The sequence below is a fragment of the Pseudomonas sp. EL_65y_Pfl2_R96 genome, assembly GCF_963970905.1.
In the GTDB taxonomy this organism is placed as follows: Bacteria; Pseudomonadota; Gammaproteobacteria; order Pseudomonadales; family Pseudomonadaceae; genus Aquipseudomonas.
Genome location: NZ_CAXAQH010000014.1, coordinates 26,784 through 44,084 on the forward strand (window position 1 = coordinate 26,784; position 17,301 = coordinate 44,084).

A 17,301-nucleotide genomic window follows, 5' to 3' on the forward strand; every position below is an offset into this window, starting at 1 on the left:
ATGTTCCTTCGCCGGAAAAACATCGGTAAGGTAGGGGTCAGAATTAAAGACCCGCGAGGAGTAGTAATGAGCGAGGCGTTGTCCATCCACCATGACCAGGCTGGTCATCAGTTCGAGACCACTGTGGACGGTTATCGTGCCTACCTGACCTATATGGATCTGGGGAAACAGACCCTGGATATCTATCGCACCTTCGTGCCCAACGCACTGCGTGGTCGCGGCATTGCGGCGGCATTGACCGAACAGGCACTGCAATACGCTGATGAAATGGGCTACACCGTCATTCCATCGTGCTCCTACGTGGAGCGCTACATGGAGCGTCACCAGCGGCATGCCGCCAAGCTGTGAACAAAACGAACGCATAAAAAAACGCCAGGTTTAAGCCTGGCGTTTTTTTATGCGTGAAACGGCGATCAGCTGCGATTGCGTTTGGGCAGCACGTCCTTGAGCTTGGTGTGCATGCTGCGCAAGGTGTTTTCGGTGGCGGTCCAATCGATGCAGGCATCGGTGATCGATACGCCGTATTGCAGGTCGGCGAGGTCTTTAGGGATCGCCTGGCAGCCCCAGTTCAGGTGACTTTCGACCATCAGGCCGATGATCGACTGGTTGCCTTCGAGGATCTGGTTGGCGACGTTCTCCATCACCAGCGGTTGCAGGGCCGGGTCTTTGTTGGAGTTGGCGTGGCTGCAATCGACCATGATGTTCGGTTTGATCTTCGCCTTGTTCAGCGCTTGCTCGCAGAGGGCGACGCTGACCGAATCGTAGTTCGGCTTGCCGTTACCGCCACGCAATACCACGTGACCGTAGGCATTGCCCTTGGTGGTGACGATCGACACACCACCTTCCTGGTTGATGCCCAGGAAACGGTGCGGGCTGGAAACCGATTGCAGGGCGTTGATTGCCACCGTCAGGCCGCCATCGGTGCCGTTCTTGAAGCCGACGGCCGAGGACAGGCCGGAAGCCATTTCACGGTGAGTCTGGGATTCGGTGGTGCGCGCGCCAATCGCCGACCAGCTGATCAGGTCCTGCAAGTATTGCGGGGAGATCGGATCGAGGGCTTCGGTTGCGGTTGGCAGGCCCATCTCGGCCAGGTCCAGCAGCAACTGACGACCGATGTGCAGGCCATCCTGAATCTTGAACGAGTCGTCCAGGTACGGATCGTTGATCAAGCCTTTCCAGCCGACGGTGGTGCGTGGCTTCTCGAAATACACGCGCATGACCAGATACAGGGTATCGGACACTTCGGCTGCGAGTACCTTCAGGCGTTCGGCGTATTCGTGGGCAGCCTTGATGTCATGGATCGAGCACGGCCCGATCACGACGAACAGGCGGTGGTCGGTGCCATCAAGAATGTTGCGAATGACTTCGCGGCCCTTGGTGACGGTGCGCAGGGCAGTGTCGCTCAGAGGGATATCACGCTTGAGCTGATCGGGAGTGATCAGGGTCTCGTTGGAGGCGACGTTAAGGTCGTTGATCGGTAAATCAGCCATCGTTTACTCGTCAGGTCACGGGTGCCGGCCGCCAGCGATCCCCGCGCGGCGGAGCACAGCAAATTTAAGCGCGTCGGGGAGTCGAACCTTAGCGCGTTACACCGTGGCTCGACAATGGGCAGACACTGGTTTAGGGGGCATTCTCAGTGAGTTTCCCCGCCGGGGAAACAAATTGAGAACGCCCCCTAACCCAGCACTGGCTGTGCAAATGCCTGGTGAACCGTGTCGTGGGAGAACTCGTCGGCGTGCTGCTGGACCCATTCGAGCGCCAGGCTCTCATTGCTCTGCTGTTCGCTTTGGAGTTCATGCTGACGGCAGTAACGTTCGATCTGGCAGACCTGTTCACCCATCCGCGCGCAAAATAGCGTCTGTTCGTCGATGAAGGCGATCCCCACCAGATAGCCGCGTTTTCGTCGCAGACACCACGCCACATAGCCCAGATAACAGACTGTGGTGCTCAGGGTCGGCATGCGCACTTCGAGTGCCGTACCCCGTCGCCACGCGCGGTGGTAATTGCAAGCCATGCCGCCGAGGCTGATAGTGTGCAGCTCTTGCCGCGAAATACACTCATGTTTGAGCAACGTTAATTCGACGGGCACATCGTCAGGATGAGGAAGATAACGTCTCATGAACACGGACTCCCTGTGTCGGCCATCTGACATCGTTTCTCCCAGTATAGTGGTCGAATCGGAACTGACCGATTTCGACGCCGACCAACGGTTGCTGGCGATGAGCGGCATTTCACTGGTGATTTTTACCAGCGTCGGCTGCGCCAGTTGCCGTTTTGCCCGTGAGCAGTTGCCCGGGCTCGATCTGATGGTCGATCGGCTGTGCTGGATCGATGCAGGGAACAATGGCGGGGTGGTCGAGCGTTATCGGGTCTTTCATTTGCCGGCGCTGTTTGTGGTGCGCGACGGTGAGTTCTTCGGGGCGCTACAGTCGCGTCTGACCCGCACGGCACTCAACGAGGCCCTGGGTCAGGCGCTGAGTCGACAAGCAGAGGAGTTGCCATGACAGGCACAGTGGCCAGGCCGACGATCGGCATTATCGGGACCGGCGCTATCGGTGGTTTCTACGGGCTGATGCTGGCGCGTGCCGGCTTCGATGTGCATTTTCTGTTGCGCAGTGAGTTTTCTGCGGTGGCCGAACGCGGCTTGCATCTCGACCATGCGTCGTTGGGCCCGCTGACCCTGAACCCGGTCCAGGCCTATTCGTCGGCTGCCGACATGCCGCCCTGTGACTGGCTGCTGGTGGGCGCCAAGACCACCAGCAATGCAGGCTTGGCGCCGGCCATTATTCAAGCCGCGGCGCCTGATGCCAAAGTGCTGCTGCTGCAAAATGGCCTGGAGGTCGAAGACAGCCTGCGTGCTTTGCTCCCCGATTCGCTGCACCTGCTCGGCGGACTTTGTCTGATCTGCGTGCATCGCGCCGGCCCTGGTGTCATCACCCATCAGGCGCTCGGTGCCGTGAATGTCGGCTACCACAGCGGCCCCGCCGCCAATGAACAGGCGCGCATGAGCATCGTCGAGGAGGGCGCCGGGTTGTTCCACGCTGCCGGCATCGACGCCCAGGCCATGCCGAACCTGCACCAGGCGCGCTGGCAGAAACTGGTCTGGAATATCCCCTACAACGGTCTGTCGGTGCTGCTCGGGGCCAGCACCACACCGTTGATGGCGGATGTCGACAGCCGCGCGCTGATTCAGGCCTTGATGGCCGAAGTGGTTCAGGGGGCCAAGGCCTGCGGCCATGACATGCCGCCGGATTACGCCGACTATCTGTTCATGATGACCGAGAAAATGCCCGACTACTGGCCGAGCATGTACCACGACTTTTTGCACAAGCGGCCGCTGGAGCTGGACGCGATCTACGCTCGGCCACTGGCTGCGGCGAGGACGGCGGGATGCGAGTTGCCGCGAATCGAAGCTCTGTATCGCAGCTTGAGTTTTATCGACCGACGTAATCACTGAGTCGGTCAAAAGAAAGGGGAAGGGCATGGCGAATGTCATAGACGACAAACTGGTGCTGGCGATTTCTTCGCGAGCGCTGTTCGATTTGAGCGAGAGCCACAAGGTCTATCTGTCGAGCGGCGTCGAGGCCTATCGGCAGTACCAGATCGAACACGAAGACGAAATTCTCGAGCCCGGCGATGCATTCCCGTTGGTGGAAAAACTCCTGAACCTGAACGCCAGTCTCGGCCGTGCCCGGGTCGAGGTGATCCTGGTGTCGCGCAACAGCGCCGACACCGGCCTGCGGGTTTTCAACTCGATTCATCACTATGGCCTGGCGATCTCGCGCGCGGCATTTGTCGGCGGGCGCAGTCCTTATCCGTACCTCAAGGCCTTTGGCTGCGACCTGTTTCTTTCGACCCATGCCGACGATGTGCGCAGTGCGCTGGATGCCGGTTTCGCCGCAGCGACTATTCTGTCGGGCGGTGCCAGTCGCGCCGCCAGCGATGAACTGCGCATTGCTTTCGACGGTGACGCGGTGCTGTTTTCCGACGAGTCGGAGCGGGTTTATCAGTCGGGAGGTCTTGCGGCGTTTCAGGCGAGCGAGCGTGAGGCAGCCCGCGAGCCTTTGCGTGGAGGGCCGTTCAAAGGCTTCCTGGCAGCCCTCAATTTGTTGCAGCGCGAGTTTCCCGATGACGCCTGTCCGATCCGCACCGCACTGGTGACCGCACGATCAGCGCCGGCCCATGAACGGGTGATCCGTACCTTGCGCGAGTGGGACATCCGTCTGGACGAATCGCTGTTCCTCGGCGGCCTGACCAAATCGGCTTTTCTCGAAGCCTTTGCCGCCGACGTATTTTTCGACGATCAGGCCGGCCATTGCGAGCTGGCCCGCGAAGTGGTCGCCACCGGGCACGTGCCCCATGGCATCAGTAACGAACCGTCGGTTTAAAGCCCTTCGGTTCAATGGGTTTGCGCCGGACGCCGCACTCGCCACGGCACTGCTAAGCTGAATCAATCTCCGCCATGTTGGCATTTGAGGAGGTCATATGATTCGTTCGATGCTGTACGCCACTGACTTGGGTCTGTACGCACCATTGGTGATGCAGCATGCCTTGGAACTGGCTCGAACATTCAATGCCGACTTGTACGTGGTGCACGCGGTAGAGCCCATGGGGCTGTTTGCTGAATCCGTGTTGCAGAGTTACCTCGACGAGAAGTCCTTGAACGAATTTCACAGTCAGGGTCTGAACACGGTGATCGCCAATATCCAGCAACGAGTGCTCGACAACTTTCGCGAAGAACTGGGGGATGAAGGCGAGCAGGATTTGCAGCGGATTCAAGCGGTGCGGGTGCTGCAGGGCGATCCGTCACAGGTGATTCTCGATCAGGCGCAGAAACTCTCTGTCGATTTGCTGATCGTAGGAAGCCACAGTCATGGCGCCGGGGCGGAAACACCGTTGGGCCGGACCGCTGCGCGCGTGTTGCAACTGGCCAGGGTGCCGGTCTATCTGGTGCCGCTGGTGGAGCGTCGCCGCAAAGAGGATCGCTAGAACTCGAATAATGGCACTTTGATAAAAAGTTCTAGATTTATTCATCAAACCATTAATATAGTTATATACCGTCGCTGATGCCCGTGGCGTCTACCTGCTTTGAGGGATTCATATGAAGCTTCAACAATTGCGCTACATCTGGGAAGTGGCGCACCACGACCTCAACGTTTCCGCTACAGCCCAAAGCCTCTACACCTCGCAACCGGGCATCAGCAAGCAGATCCGTCTGCTGGAAGACGAATTGGGGGTCGAGGTTTTCGCCCGCAGCGGTAAACACCTGACTCGTGTAACCCCGGCGGGTGAGCGCATCATCACCACCGCCGGTGAGATCCTGCGCAAGGTTGAAAGCATCAAGCAGATCGCCCAGGAGTTCTCCAACGAGAAAAAGGGCACTCTGTCGATCGCCACCACTCACACTCAGGCGCGTTATGCATTACCGCCGGTGATCAGCAATTTCATCAAGCAATATCCGGACGTTGCCCTGCACATGCACCAAGGGTCGCCGATGCAGATCGCCGAGATGGCCGCTGACGGCACCGTCGATTTCGCCATCGCCACCGAAGCCCTGGAGTTGTTCGGTGACCTGGTGATGATGCCGTGCTACCGCTGGAACCGCTGCGTGGTTGTGCCTCAGGGCCACCCGCTGACCAAGCTGTCGAAGCTGACCCTCGAAGCCCTGGCTGAATACCCGATCGTGACCTACGTGTTCGGTTTCACCGGCCGTTCGAAACTCGACGAAGCCTTCAGCCATCGCGGCCTGACACCAAAAGTGGTGTTCACCGCCGCCGACGCCGACGTGATCAAGACGTATGTTCGCCTGGGTCTGGGCGTGGGTATCGTGGCGAAAATGGCGGTCGACACCAAGCTCGATAGTGATCTGGTGGTGCTCGATGCCAGCGAGTTGTTCGAATCCAGCATTACCAAAATCGGTTTCCGTCGTGGCACGTTCCTGCGTGGCTTCATGTGCGACTTCATCGAGAAGTTCGCGCCGCACCTGACCCGCGAAGTCATGGCCAAGGCCATTCAGTGCCACAACAAGCAGGAACTGGAAGAGCTGTTCGACGGCGTCGAACTGCCGGTGCATTAATCGTTAATCTTCTTGCCTAGACCACCTCGGTGACAGAAAACTGTTGCCGAGCGCCCGCCACCAGAATCTCCACTTCATCCCCTTCGAACTTGCCCAGCAGGCTTTTGCCCAGCGGCGAGCGAGGGGTGATGACGGTAATCAGTTGCCCCACCAGATCAACCTTCAGCCCGGCCGCGTCGGGGGCCAGGAACAGCCATTGTTCGCGACCCTTTTCGTCTTCCAGGCCGAGCAGGGCGCCGACTTCGATACCGCGCCGGTCGTCATAAGGCCGCAATGTCAGGTTCTGGCAAAGGCTCAATGACTGCCTGATTTCTTCCACCCGTCTGGCCTGTCCGGCCGCCAGATAAGACGCCTCCAGCCCCAGAGTGTCGTACTTGTTCTCGGCGATGTTTTCTTCGTGGGTCGCGGTTTCGTAAGCGGTTTGCGCGGCACGCTCGGCGATGTCGAGATCGATCCGCAGCTTGTCGATAATCAGTTGGTGGACGGTCGGCTTGTGCATAGAGAGCTTCATGATCAATCGCAGAATTGCACGACGTTGGCGCGGCTTTTTTCGCTCGGCGCGGTCTGGTCCTGTTGCAGCCAGAACTGGCATTTTGGATTGGCCAGATTGTGTTTGCTGCTTCTGGCCTGTTCCACCATTTGCTGCTGCTCGTTCCTGCGCAGGTGTTCCTCGTACTGTTCGAACATCGGGTTTTGCGGGGCGGGTTGCTCAATCACCGGCGGCTTGGCCAGTTGCTCCACCGCTTGGGCCAAGGGCGCCAATTGCTCGTTGAACAACAGGCGCCAGGCGAGCCAGCAAGTCAGTGCGATTGCGATGAATCCCAGCCACAAGCCAAGGGCAATGCTGCCGGTCAGTCGCAGCGCATTAAACTGGATCGGCAAGGGACGGCGCGGGTTGGGACGGTAGGGCATTACTGCCTCCTGGCGGGTGGTCGCGGGGGAGTGCGATTGTCGCACGAAGATTAATCGTCGTCGGCTCTTCTGCACGGGGTAATTTATGCGGACAATCGGCGCCTTTGCCAACGGGAGCCTGGAATGCCTGAAATGAAAACCCGCTGGGATATTTTTTGCACCGTGGTCGACAACTTTGGTGATATTGGTGTGACCTGGCGCCTGGCCCGACAATTGGTGGCCGAACATTCAGTGGCGGTGCGCCTGTGGGTCGACGACCTGCGGGCCTTCGAACGGTTGTGTCCAGAAATCGACATCCACGCCGCGCAGCAGTGGCAGCAGGGTGTCGAGGTGCGACAGTGGTCAGCGGACTGGCAGCCCACCGAAGCCGCAGATGTCGTCATCGCCGCGTTCGCCTGCCAGTTGCCGAGTGTTTACATGGAGGCCATGGCCGAACGGGAAAAGCCGCCGCTGTGGATGAACCTCGATTATCTGAGCGCCGAAGACTGGGTCGTCGGTTGTCACGGCTTGCCGTCGGTGAAGTACAAGAATGTGCAGAAGTTCTTTTTCTTCCCGGGCTTTCGCAAGGGTACGGGTGGCTTGCTGCGTGAAAGCGGATTGCTCGAGCGGCGTCGGCAATTTCAGCAAAGTCCGCAAGCTCAGCGAGCATTCCTGCAAGGCTTGGGTATTGATCGCGCGTCAAACGCGCAGCTGATCTCGTTATTTGCCTACGAAAATACCGGGCTGGCCAGTTGGCTCGACGCCATGGCTGCCGATTCGGCGCCGACTCATCTGCTGGTGCCCGAAGGGCGGATTCTCGGCGACGTCGAACGCTGGCTCGGGGTCAACGGGCTGACAGTCGGTGCGGTGCATGTGCGCGATGCCTTGACCGTGCAAGTGCTGCCGTTCGTCCGACAGGATCAATACGACCTGCTGCTGTGGAGCTGCGATTTCAACGCCGTGCGCGGCGAAGATTCTTTTGTTCGCGCGCAATGGGCAGGCCGGCCACTGCTCTGGCACATCTATCAGCAGGACGAAGATATCCACCTGGACAAGCTCGACGCCTTCCTCAACCTGTACACCCAAGGCCTGTCCAAGCCTGCCGGCGAGGCGATCAGCGGTCTATGGCGGGCATGGAATGCAGGTGAGACAATGGCCGAGCACTGGAAATCAACCCGCAAACACTGGCCGGAACTGGAAAAACATGCCGAGACATGGTGTCTGGAACAAGCCTTGCAGGCAGATCTTGCCGCAGCGCTGGTACAGTTTTACCTAAATTGGATATGATACGCGGCCTAGATTTTTGTAAATCCCATCCAAATTCGGATATTCGCAATGAAAACTGGTAAAGAACTGAAACCCGGGATGGTGATCCGTCTCGAAAACGATCCTTGGCTGGTTCAGAAAGCTGAATTCACCAAGTCGGGTCGTAACAGCGCGATCATGAAGACCAAGCTGAAGAACCTGCTGACCGGTTACAAGACCGAGATCGTTTACAGCGCCGACGACAAACTGGACGACGTAATCCTCGACCGCAAAGAAGCGACCCTGTCCTTCATCAGCGGCGACTCCTACACGTTCATGGACACCACCGACTACACCATGTACGAGCTGAACGCTGAAGACATCGAAGCCGTTCTGCCTTTCGTTGAAGAAGGCATGACCGATGTTTGCGAAGCGATCTTCTTCGAAGAACGTCTGGTTTCCGTAGAACTGCCGACCACTATCGTGCGCGTAGTTGACTACACCGAAGGTTCCGCTCGCGGCGACACTTCCGGCAAGGTGATGAAGCCTGCCAAGCTGAGCAACGGTACTGAGCTGCAAGTTGCTGACTTCATCGAAATCGGTGACAAGATCGAGATCGATACCCGCGAAGGCGGTTCCTACAAAGGCCGTGCTAAATAAGCACCGCCTCAGGAATGAAAAAGCCCGACCATTGAGTCGGGCTTTTTTGTGCCAGTTGAAATGCAGCTTCAAGAACAACGATGAACCCTTGTGGGAGCGAGCCTGCTCGCGATGGCGGCTTCACATTCAACAAAGATGTTGACTGATCTACCGCTATCGCGAGCAGGCTCGCTCCCACAGGTTTTTTATTTCAAGTGTTGCTTGAGCTCTTCGGACGCTTGAAGCATCGCCGAACGCACCGCGGGCACCTGGCTCACCACGTTGAGCAAACCGTAGTCGTGGATCATGCCGTTGTAGCGAACCGCGGTGACTGGTACGCCAGCCTCGTCGAGTTTGCGGGCGTAAGCTTCACCTTCATCGCGCAAGACATCGGCGCTGGCCGTCTGCACCAGAGCGGGTGGCAGACCCTTGAGTTGCGTGGTGGTTGCCCGCAGCGGTGAGGCGTAGATCTCGTTCCGCTGTTTGGCATCAGTGGTGTAGTTGTCCCAGAACCACTTCATCATGTTTTTGGTGAGGAAATGCCCCTCGGCGAACTGGTTATAGGACGCCGTTTCAAAGTTGGCGTCAGTCACTGGCCACAACAACACCTGGAACCTGATCACCGGCGTGCCCTTGTCTTTGGCCATCAGGGCAACCACGGCCGCCATGTTGCCGCCGACGCTGTTGCCGGCCACGGCCAGGCGTTTGCCGTCGACGTTGATCTCTTTACCGTGCTCGGCCACCCACTTCGTCGCGGCGTAGGCCTGGTTGATCGCCACCGGGTAATGCGCCTCCGGCGACGGGGTGTAATTGACGAACACCGCCGCCGCGCCCGAACCCGTCACCAGGTCCCGCACCAGCCGTTCGTGGGTCGGGAAGTCCCCCAGCACCCAGCCACCGCCGTGGAAGAACATGAACACTGGCAGCTCGGCCTTGACCCCGGCCGGCCGAACGATGGTCAGGCTGATCGGTTGGCCGTCGACCTGGATGGTCTTCTCACGGACATCGGCTTTTGGCAGCGTCAGCTTCACCCCGGCCTGCGCACCCACCAATACCGCACGGGCATCGGCAGGGCTGAGCTGTTCCATCGGTTTGCCGGTGCCAGCATTCAACACGTCGAGGAACGCCTGGGTGTGGTGTTCAACCCCGTCGCTTGCAAACGCGCTGTTGATGGACAGGGCGAGAAGGGTGCCGGTCAATACTTTGCTCAAAGTGCTCACGTTCGTCTCCTGGTTCGGGCCTGGAAATCAGCGGTTAGACGGTAACGTGCAGGCGCACATCGACGTTGCCACGGGTGGCGTTGGAGTACGGGCAGACCTGATGGGCGGCTTCGACCAGGCTTTGTGCGTCGGCTTGTTCAAGACCCGGCAGGCTGATGTGCAAGTCGATGTCCAGACCGAAACCGCCAGGGATCTGGCCGATGCCGACATGGGCGGTGATCGAGGCGTCGTCCGGGATTTTGCGTTTGGTCTGGCTGGCGACGAATTTCAGTGCGCCGATGAAGCAAGCGGAGTAACCGGCGGCAAACAGTTGTTCAGGGTTGGTCGCCGCGCCGCCGGCACCACCGAGTTCTTTCGGGGTAGCGAGTTTGACGTCGAGGACGTTGTCGCTGGAGATTGCACGACCGTCACGGCCGCCGGTGGAGGTTGCGATTGCGGTATAGAGCGTTTGCATGGTGTGAGCCTCGTTCTGGATTTTAATTTTTGCGCTAAATGTTTGCGCGCTAAGTAAGTGCGAAGTGAATGTAGCTCGCAAATATTTAGTGCGCAATATAAATTTTGAAGAAAATTTGACCCGAAATAGGCGCGCGCGATTAAAAGTCTTGAGTTAGAGCTGTCGAGGCGGGATTTTCGCGGGGAATTTTTTTCGAGGACCGGGTTGGAGAAACGGATTTTTGAGAGCGCTACAAAACAAATGTGGGAGCGAGCCTGCTCGCGATAGCGGTGTGCCAATCAACATCAATGCTGAATGTCACTCCGCTATCGCGAGCAGGCTCGCTCCCACAAGGGGTTCGTGGTGTTTTGGAGGTTAGAGGCTGTCTTGCAGGTGACTGCGCAGCGCTTGAAGATCCGCTTGCAGCTTCTTCAACTGTTCCAGTGTTTGTCCGCTGGCACCGAGAATGCACTGGGGAATGCCACGGGCCTTGTCTCGCAACACATGGCCTTGCTCGGTGAGCTCGACAATCACCACCCGTTCGTCTTCACGGCTGCGGGTGCGGCTCAGCAGGCCTTCGGCTTCCAGGCGCTTGAGCAACGGGGTGAGGGAGCCAGGATCGGTCAACAACCGGGTGCTGATTTCGCCGACCGTCAATCCATCCTTTTCCCACAACACCATCATCGCCAGGTACTGCGGATACGTCAGGCCCAGCGCTTGCAGCAGCGGCTTGTAGACCTTGGTCATCAGCAGCGAGGTGGAGTGCAGGGCGAAGCAGACCTGATTGTCCAGCAGCAGGTCGTCACAGTTGTCCGGGTTGTTGCGCTCGGTGTTCATTTCAAAGCCTTGATCAGTGATCGTCATGAATCTAGCGGGCGAATCTTTAATGCGCCAGATAATTCTGGACTAGTGGCGGTCCAGATTGGTTTGCAGCGCCAGATCCCACGGTGGGATGGGGCTGAAACGGGTCTTCAGGTATTCCAGCAACAAGCGGCTGCGCGAACTGGGTTGCTGCTCTAGGCGCAACGCATAAATGCCGGTGCTTTCCGGTTTTGGCAGGCCGTTTTCGCAGAACAGCGGCAGCAGTTCGCCGCGTAATAAGTATTCGCTGGCCAGCCAGGTCGGCAGGTGCGCGATGCCCAACCCGGCCAGTGCGCCGCAGACCAGCGCCTCGGCATTGTTGGCGCTCATGCGGATTCGTGCAGGCCGGTGCAAGTGCATCTGCCCGTCCCGCTCGAAGCGCCAGGCGAACGGCGGAGCCAGGCCTTCCCAGTCGAGACCATCGTGGTCGACCAACTGCGCCGGATCGGTCGGCACCCCACGGCGTTGCAGATAATCGGGGCTGGCGCAGGCGATGCGCACCATGCTCGCCAGCGGGGTGGCCACCAGCCGAGTGTCGGCCATTTGCCCGGCACGCAGCACCAGATCGACCTTGCCCAGGTTCGAGCCCTGCATGTCGACAAAGCTGTCGATCAGGTGCAATTGCACGTCGAGCCCTGGGTAAAACGTCAGGAAATCGGCAATCGCCGGCGCCAGGTGTCGTCGTCCGAACGCTGCCGGTGCGTCAACCCGAATCAAGCCCTCCGGCGCGTTGCTCAGGGACACCGCTTCCGCCCGGGCCAGCCGCAGTTCTGCGACGATCCGCCGCGCGCGCTCGGCAAAGGCCAAACCGGCCGGAGTAGCCCGTACCGCGTGGGTGCTGCGAATGAACAACTGGCTGCCAACGGCGCTTTCCAGGCTGTCGATGCGTCGCGCCACCGCCGATGGCGTCAGTGGATGGCGGCGGGACGCGGCGGAAAAGCTGCCACTTTCCAGCACATCGAGAAACAGGCCGAGTTGTTCAGTCAATTGATTGGGATTCATGGCTTCGTCAACGCTTGTGCGAATTTGGCACAGCCATTGTGCGTTGCTGTGCGTTTCCCCGCCAGAGCCGACTGCGTAGGATGAACGGCCTGACAAGAGGAAAATCGCCTGTGATTGAGTTCGTGATGTATCTGGTTTTTGGTGCTGCCTTGGGAACCCTCGGCGGGCTCTTCGGCATTGGTGGCGGGTTGGTCGCAATCCCGCTGCTGGGTGTGTGGTGCGGTCTTGATCAACAGATTGCCCAAGGCACGGCGTTGGTGATGGTGGTGCCGAACGTGATGCTGGCGCTGTGGCGCTATCACCAGCGCAATCGCATCGAATTGCGGCATGCGCTGCCACTGGCCTCGATGGGGTTTTGCTTCGCCTGGATCGGTTCGATCTGGGCGGTGGGTATCGATGCGCAAACCATGCGCTTGGGCTTCGTCGCTTTCCTGATCGCTCTGTCCGCCTACAACCTGATGCGAATGTTCACCACCAACGCACCAGCCTCTTCGCAGATGCGCTATTCCTGGCCGTGGCTGGGTGTGCTCGGCGCGGCTTCCGGGACGATGGGCGGACTGTTTGGAGTGGGCGGGGCAGTGGTGGCAACGCCGGTGTTGACCAGCCTGTTTGGTACCACTCAAGTGGTTGCCCAGGGCTTGTCCCTGGCACTGGCATTGCCAAGTACGGGCGTCACCTTGATGACCTACGCGGTGCATCATCAGGTGAACTGGACGATCGGTCTGCCATTGGCGGTCGGCGGATTGATGAGCATCAGTTGGGGCGTGAGAATTGCCCACGCATTGCCGGAGCGGCTACTGCGCGGGCTGTTCTGTGGTTTTCTGGTGTTCTGTGCGGTGATGCTCGCTTTTAAAGTTTGAAACCTTCGACGATGTGCTCGGCCAGGCATTCGGTGATCGGCGAAGGGTTGTTCAGGTTGCGGATCAGCATGATGCTGCCTTCCGGCAACAGGGGCAGGCCCTGATCGGCGCCGAGGATGCGCATATCCGGCGTGATCAGGCTTTCCAGTTGCGCGGTGATGGCCAGGCCCGCGCTGACCACCGCCATCAATGCCGACAGGCTGGAGCTATTGTAGGCAATGCGGTAATCGCGGCCCATGGCGTCCAGAGCATTGCACGCCCAGGCGCGGCAGAAACAATCGCTGTTGAACATCGCCAGCGGCAACGGTGTTTGCTCGTGGGCGCTGAAGCATTGGGCCTCGGCCCAGACAAAACGCTCCTTGCGCAACAATTGGCCGATCTCGTTACCTGGTTCGCGGGTGACGATGGACAGGTCCAGGTCTTGGCGTTGCAACAGTTGCCGGGTCGATTCGCAATGAACTTCGATCTGGATCAGTGGGTAAAACTGCGCGAAGCGCGACAGGATGCCTGGCAGAAAGCGCATGACGTAATCGTCGGGGGTGCCGATTCGTACTGTGCCGACCATGTGCGGCTCGCGCAGGGTATTGAAGACTTCGCTGTGGAGTTTGAGGATACGCCGCGCATAGCCCAGCAATACCTGGCCTTCGGCGGTCAACTTGACCTGGCGTCCGTCGCGTTCGAACAGCTGGCGCTGCAATACGTCCTCTTCGAGGCGCTTCATCTGCATGCTCACCGCGGACTGGGTGCGGTTGACCATTTCACCGGCGCGGGTGAAGCCGCCCTGGTCGGCGATCGCGACGAAGGTGCGCAGAACATCGGTGTCGATACTGGGGTAAGCGGACATCCATCAATCTCCGAGATGTATTCCATCAGAAACATTCGTTGGATTGATCTTATCGCTAGCGCGAGACTTGAGCCATCCCTAAAGGAGGGCTACACGATGAAAGGTCACAATGAGCATGTAACGCAAGAAAAATTCTCAATCCACGCGGTATCCGATCTGCTGCACAAGTTTAGTCGCTGGTACGAACTTCACCGTGAACGTGAATTGCTGGCGGGCTTGAGCGACGAAGCACTGAAGGACATCGGCGTGACCCGTGCAGATGTTGAACATGAGGTGGTAAGACCATTCTGGGATGATCCGATGCATAAATGATCATTCCATCGCTACACAAACCGCTTCCGGGTGAGGTAGGTTGCGAGCAGACAAGGAGATGCTCATGCCCGCCACACTGTCCTTTTCCCTCAAACAGGCTCGGCGTCTGGCGCTGGCCGCCCAAGGGTTCAACGGGCGCCAGCCGCTGGCGGCGATCAAACCGGTTCAGCTCAACCGGTTGATCGAGCGCCTCGGCATTCTACAGATCGATTCGGTCAATGCGTTGGTGCGTTCGCACTACCTTCCGTTGTTTTCCCGTCTTGGCAATTACTCACCCGACTTGCTCGATCAGGCTGCCTGGAGTCAGGGGCGTCGGCGCACGTTATTCGAGTATTGGGGCCACGAAGCGTCGTTGCTACCCTTGTCGATGTTTCCCCTGATGCGTTGGCGCATGCAGCGCGCGACCCGCGGCGAAGACATCTATCAGCAACTGGCGCGCTTCGGTCGTGAACGGCAGGACACGATTCGCCGCGTGCTGGCGTCGGTTCAGGAATTCGGTGCGCTGGGTGCGGGCAGTTTGTCGACCCGTCAGGAGCGGGCAGGGCCTTGGTGGGACTGGAGCGCCGAAAAGCATGCGCTGGAATGGCTGTTCGCCGCCGGCGAAGTGACCGTGGCCGGCCGGCGTGGGTTCGAACGGCTTTATGATTTGCCGGAGCGGGTCATTCCCTCGGCGATTCTCCAGCAGCCTTTGCTCAGTGAGGCGCAGGCCCAGCGCGGGCTGTTGCTGCATGCCGCCACGGCGTTGGGCGTCGGTACGGAAAAGGACCTGCGGGATTATTTTCGCTTTAGCCCGGCAGACAGCCGACCGCGGCTGGCGGAGTTGGTCGAGGAGGGCGATCTGCTGGTGTGTGAGGTTGAAGGCTGGCGGCAACCAGTCTATTGCCCGGCTGAGCCGAAGGTGCCGCGCAAGGTCGAGGCCAGTGCGCTGCTTTCACCGTTTGACTCGCTGATCTGGGAACGCAGCCGTACCGAGCGATTGTTCGATTTCCGTTATCGGCTGGAGATTTATACCCCGCAGCACAAGCGTATCTACGGCTATTACGTATTGCCGTTTTTGCACCATGAGCGGATTGCCGCACGGGTCGACTTGCGCGCCGAGCGAGCGTTGGGTCGGCTGGCGGTGCACGCCGTGCATGTGGAAGCGCCGGGGCTGGATGAGGCGGGGATGCTGGCGTTAGCGGTCAATCTGCGGCAGATGGCCGATTGGTTGGGGCTGGCGCAGGTTCAGTTGAATTGCCCGCGGGCGAGTGCGGCAAGATTGCGGGTGGCATTGGCACAGATTGAGGGCGATTGAACCGACGCTATCGCGGGCAAGCCCGCTCCCACAGGAGTCGCGCCAGACACATGATTTGTGAACGACGCGGTCATTGTGGGAGCGGGCTTGCCCGCGATGGCGGTCTGTCAGGCAATAAAAAACCTAATGACTCACCGCCGAACCTGCTTCAGGGTTTCAGCAATCAAAAACGCCAATTCCAGCGACTGATCGGCATTCATCCGTGGGTCGCAGTGGGTGTGGTAGCGATCTGACAACCCATCCTCGGTAATCGGCCGCGCGCCGCCGATGCATTCGGTGACGTTCTGCCCGGTCATTTCGATGTGGATGCCGCCGGCATAACTGCCTTCCGCTTCGTGAACCTGGAAGAACTGTTTCACCTCGCCAAGAATCTGCGCGAAGTCGCGGGTCTTGTAGCCGCTGCTGGCCTTGATGGTGTTGCCGTGCATCGGGTCGGAACTCCAAAGCACCTGCTTGCCTTCGCGTTGCACTGCGCGAATCAGTTGCGGCAAGTGATCGCCAACCTTGTTCGCCCCCATCCGCGCAATCAGGTTCAGGCGACCCGGGTCGTTGTCCGGGTTGAGCACGTCGATCAAACGAATCAGGTCTTCAGGGTTCGTGCTCGGACCGACCTTCACGCCGATCGGGTTGTGCACCCCACGCAGGAATTCGACGTGAGCACCGTCCAGTTGACGGGTACGGTCGCCGATCCACAGCATGTGGGCCGAGCAGTCGTAGTAGTCGTTGGTCAGGCTGTCGCGACGTACGAAGGCTTCTTCGTAGTTCAGCAGCAACGCTTCGTGGGCGGTGAAGAAACTGGTTTCACGCAGTTGCGGCGAACTGTCCATGCCGCAGGCGCGCATGAAGGCCAGGGTTTCATCGATGCGATCAGCCAGGTGGCTGTATTTTTCGGCCAGCGCCGAGTTGGCGATGAAGTCCAGGTTCCACTTGTGTACCTGATGCAGGTCGGCAAAACCGCCCTGGGCAAAGGCGCGCAACAGGTTCAGGGTCGCGGTGGACTGGTGATAAGACTGCAACAGGCGGTCCGGGTCCGGCACACGGCTTTTTTCGTCGAACCCGATGCCGTTGACGATGTCGCCACGGTAGGCCGGCAGCGTCACGCCGTTGATGGTTTCATCGTTGGCCGAACGGGGTTTGGCGAACTGGCCGGCCATGCGTCCGACTTTGACCACCGGGCAACCGGCGGCGAAGGTCATGACGATCGCCATTTGCAGCAACACTTTAAACGTGTCGCGAATTTTCGCGGCGGAGAACTCGGCGAAGCTTTCGGCGCAGTCGCCGCCCTGTAACAGAAACGCCCGGCCCTGGGTCACTTCGGCAAACTGACGGCGCAACTCCCGGGCTTCACCGGCAAACACCAGCGGCGGATAGCTCGCCAGGGTTTGCTCGACGTGCAGCAAATGCGCCGCGTCGGGGTATTGGGGTTGTTGCTGGATCGGCAGGGCGCGCCAGCTGTCAGGGCTCCAGGGTTGGCTCATTGCAGTCTCTAGTATTTTCCGCTCGGACGGTTATGTTATCAGCAATTAGTGCGTGACCTGCTCCCGTCGCTTCGCGGACAATCGCGCCTTTGCCGCTTTATGTTGCGGTTTATTGCGTTGCCGGGGCCGGTAACGATCAGGAGACG

General features: G+C 59.2%; 21 protein-coding genes. 11 read left to right on the top strand and 10 right to left on the bottom strand.

Translation table 11 applies throughout. The features are described 5' to 3' along the window. The first annotated feature begins 66 nt into the window (after positions 1-66). Positions 67-348 carry a GNAT family N-acetyltransferase gene (locus AACY49_RS15795; RefSeq protein ID WP_007939987.1) on the top strand — a complete coding sequence of 94 codons (282 nt, stop codon included), beginning with the start codon at positions 67-69 and terminating at the stop codon, positions 346-348. A gap of 65 nt (positions 349-413) precedes the next feature. On the opposite strand, the gene AACY49_RS15800 is transcribed toward AACY49_RS15795, so the two are convergent. Then, positions 414-1,490 carry a 3-deoxy-7-phosphoheptulonate synthase gene (locus tag AACY49_RS15800; RefSeq protein WP_258699794.1) on the bottom strand — a complete coding sequence of 359 codons (1,077 nt, stop codon included), beginning with the start codon at positions 1,488-1,490 and terminating at the stop codon, positions 414-416. 185 nt (positions 1,491-1,675) lie between these two features. Continuing rightward, complete coding sequence (locus AACY49_RS15805) at positions 1,676-2,119, bottom strand: PilZ domain-containing protein (protein ID WP_258699795.1); 444 nt, start codon at positions 2,117-2,119, stop codon at positions 1,676-1,678. Between AACY49_RS15805 and AACY49_RS15810 the strand changes: the two genes are divergently transcribed. The 5 genes from AACY49_RS15810 to cysB all read left to right on the top strand — a co-directional run bounded on the left by AACY49_RS15810 (position 2,118) and on the right by cysB (position 6,076). Further along, positions 2,118-2,504 carry a thioredoxin family protein gene (locus AACY49_RS15810; protein WP_258699796.1) on the top strand — a complete coding sequence of 129 codons (387 nt, stop codon included), beginning with the start codon at positions 2,118-2,120 and terminating at the stop codon, positions 2,502-2,504. The genes AACY49_RS15805 and AACY49_RS15810 overlap by 2 nt on opposite strands. Next, positions 2,501-3,457 (top strand): putative 2-dehydropantoate 2-reductase, encoded by a 957-nt coding sequence (locus AACY49_RS15815; RefSeq protein WP_339524947.1) that lies wholly within the window; start codon positions 2,501-2,503, stop codon positions 3,455-3,457. Before AACY49_RS15810 ends, AACY49_RS15815 begins: the two co-directional genes overlap by 4 nt. 25 nt (positions 3,458-3,482) lie before the next feature. Next, positions 3,483-4,388 (top strand): 5'-nucleotidase, encoded by a 906-nt coding sequence (locus AACY49_RS15820; protein WP_320393782.1) that lies wholly within the window; start codon positions 3,483-3,485, stop codon positions 4,386-4,388. A 97-nt stretch (positions 4,389-4,485) separates the two neighbouring features. After that, positions 4,486-4,989: a universal stress protein gene (locus AACY49_RS15825; protein WP_258699799.1), complete on the top strand. Its 504-nt coding sequence runs from the start codon at positions 4,486-4,488 to the stop codon at positions 4,987-4,989. A gap of 112 nt (positions 4,990-5,101) precedes the next feature. Further along, complete coding sequence (cysB, locus tag AACY49_RS15830; protein ID WP_007899921.1) at positions 5,102-6,076, top strand: HTH-type transcriptional regulator CysB; 975 nt, start codon at positions 5,102-5,104, stop codon at positions 6,074-6,076. Between the two features lie 16 nt (positions 6,077-6,092). Here the strand turns inward: cysB and AACY49_RS15835 are convergent, their stop codons facing one another. Next, positions 6,093-6,575, bottom strand: a complete 483-nt coding sequence (locus AACY49_RS15835; RefSeq protein WP_339524951.1) for a GreA/GreB family elongation factor — start codon at positions 6,573-6,575, stop codon at positions 6,093-6,095. Positions 6,576-6,589: 14 nt separating this feature from the next. Further along, positions 6,590-6,988, bottom strand: coding sequence for a hypothetical protein (locus AACY49_RS15840; protein WP_258699801.1), 399 nt, complete (start codon positions 6,986-6,988; stop codon positions 6,590-6,592). Positions 6,989-7,111: 123 nt separating this feature from the next. Between AACY49_RS15840 and earP the strand changes: the two genes are divergently transcribed. Together earP and AACY49_RS15850 are read left to right on the top strand one after the other, a co-directional pair. Beyond that, positions 7,112-8,254 (top strand): elongation factor P maturation arginine rhamnosyltransferase EarP, encoded by a 1,143-nt coding sequence (gene earP / locus AACY49_RS15845; protein ID WP_339524953.1) that lies wholly within the window; start codon positions 7,112-7,114, stop codon positions 8,252-8,254. Between the two features lie 48 nt (positions 8,255-8,302). Beyond that, complete coding sequence (locus tag AACY49_RS15850) at positions 8,303-8,872, top strand: elongation factor P (protein WP_223483792.1); 570 nt, start codon at positions 8,303-8,305, stop codon at positions 8,870-8,872. A 185-nt stretch (positions 8,873-9,057) separates the two neighbouring features. Here AACY49_RS15850 and AACY49_RS15855 read toward each other — a convergent pair whose 3' ends face one another. From AACY49_RS15855 to AACY49_RS15870, 4 genes are all read right to left on the bottom strand, one after another. Further along, positions 9,058-10,071, bottom strand: coding sequence for an alpha/beta hydrolase (locus AACY49_RS15855; protein WP_339524957.1), 1,014 nt, complete (start codon positions 10,069-10,071; stop codon positions 9,058-9,060). A gap of 34 nt (positions 10,072-10,105) precedes the next feature. Next, positions 10,106-10,525 (bottom strand): organic hydroperoxide resistance protein, encoded by a 420-nt coding sequence (locus AACY49_RS15860; RefSeq protein WP_008009416.1) that lies wholly within the window; start codon positions 10,523-10,525, stop codon positions 10,106-10,108. Between the two features lie 354 nt (positions 10,526-10,879). Continuing rightward, on the bottom strand, positions 10,880-11,341 hold the full coding sequence (locus tag AACY49_RS15865; RefSeq protein WP_339525055.1) for a MarR family winged helix-turn-helix transcriptional regulator: 462 nt from the start codon (positions 11,339-11,341) through the stop codon (positions 10,880-10,882). A gap of 69 nt (positions 11,342-11,410) precedes the next feature. After that, positions 11,411-12,367 carry a LysR family transcriptional regulator gene (locus tag AACY49_RS15870; protein ID WP_258699805.1) on the bottom strand — a complete coding sequence of 319 codons (957 nt, stop codon included), beginning with the start codon at positions 12,365-12,367 and terminating at the stop codon, positions 11,411-11,413. Positions 12,368-12,492: 125 nt separating this feature from the next. On the opposite strand from AACY49_RS15870, the gene AACY49_RS15875 reads away from it, so the two are divergent. Then, positions 12,493-13,227, top strand: coding sequence for a sulfite exporter TauE/SafE family protein (locus AACY49_RS15875; protein WP_258700689.1), 735 nt, complete (start codon positions 12,493-12,495; stop codon positions 13,225-13,227). Here the strand turns inward: AACY49_RS15875 and AACY49_RS15880 are convergent. Further along, the gene (locus tag AACY49_RS15880; RefSeq protein WP_258699806.1) at positions 13,217-14,071 is read right to left on the bottom strand and encodes a LysR substrate-binding domain-containing protein; all 855 of its coding nucleotides are present in this window, start codon (positions 14,069-14,071) and stop codon (positions 13,217-13,219) included. The two genes, AACY49_RS15875 and AACY49_RS15880, sit on opposite strands and share 11 nt — an antisense overlap. Before the next feature lie 96 nt (positions 14,072-14,167). On the opposite strand from AACY49_RS15880, the gene AACY49_RS15885 reads away from it, so the two are divergent. Beyond that, positions 14,168-14,383, top strand: coding sequence for a DUF1127 domain-containing protein (locus AACY49_RS15885; RefSeq protein WP_258699807.1), 216 nt, complete (start codon positions 14,168-14,170; stop codon positions 14,381-14,383). 64 nt (positions 14,384-14,447) lie between these two features. Then, a complete protein-coding gene (locus AACY49_RS15890) occupies positions 14,448-15,677 on the top strand; it encodes a winged helix-turn-helix domain-containing protein (RefSeq protein WP_339524963.1) in 1,230 nt (409 codons plus the stop codon). Positions 15,678-15,808: 131 nt separating this feature from the next. Here AACY49_RS15890 and AACY49_RS15895 read toward each other — a convergent pair whose 3' ends face one another. Further along, the gene (locus AACY49_RS15895; RefSeq protein ID WP_258699809.1) at positions 15,809-17,155 is read right to left on the bottom strand and encodes a class II 3-deoxy-7-phosphoheptulonate synthase; all 1,347 of its coding nucleotides are present in this window, start codon (positions 17,153-17,155) and stop codon (positions 15,809-15,811) included. Positions 17,156-17,301: the final 146 nt, after the last annotated feature.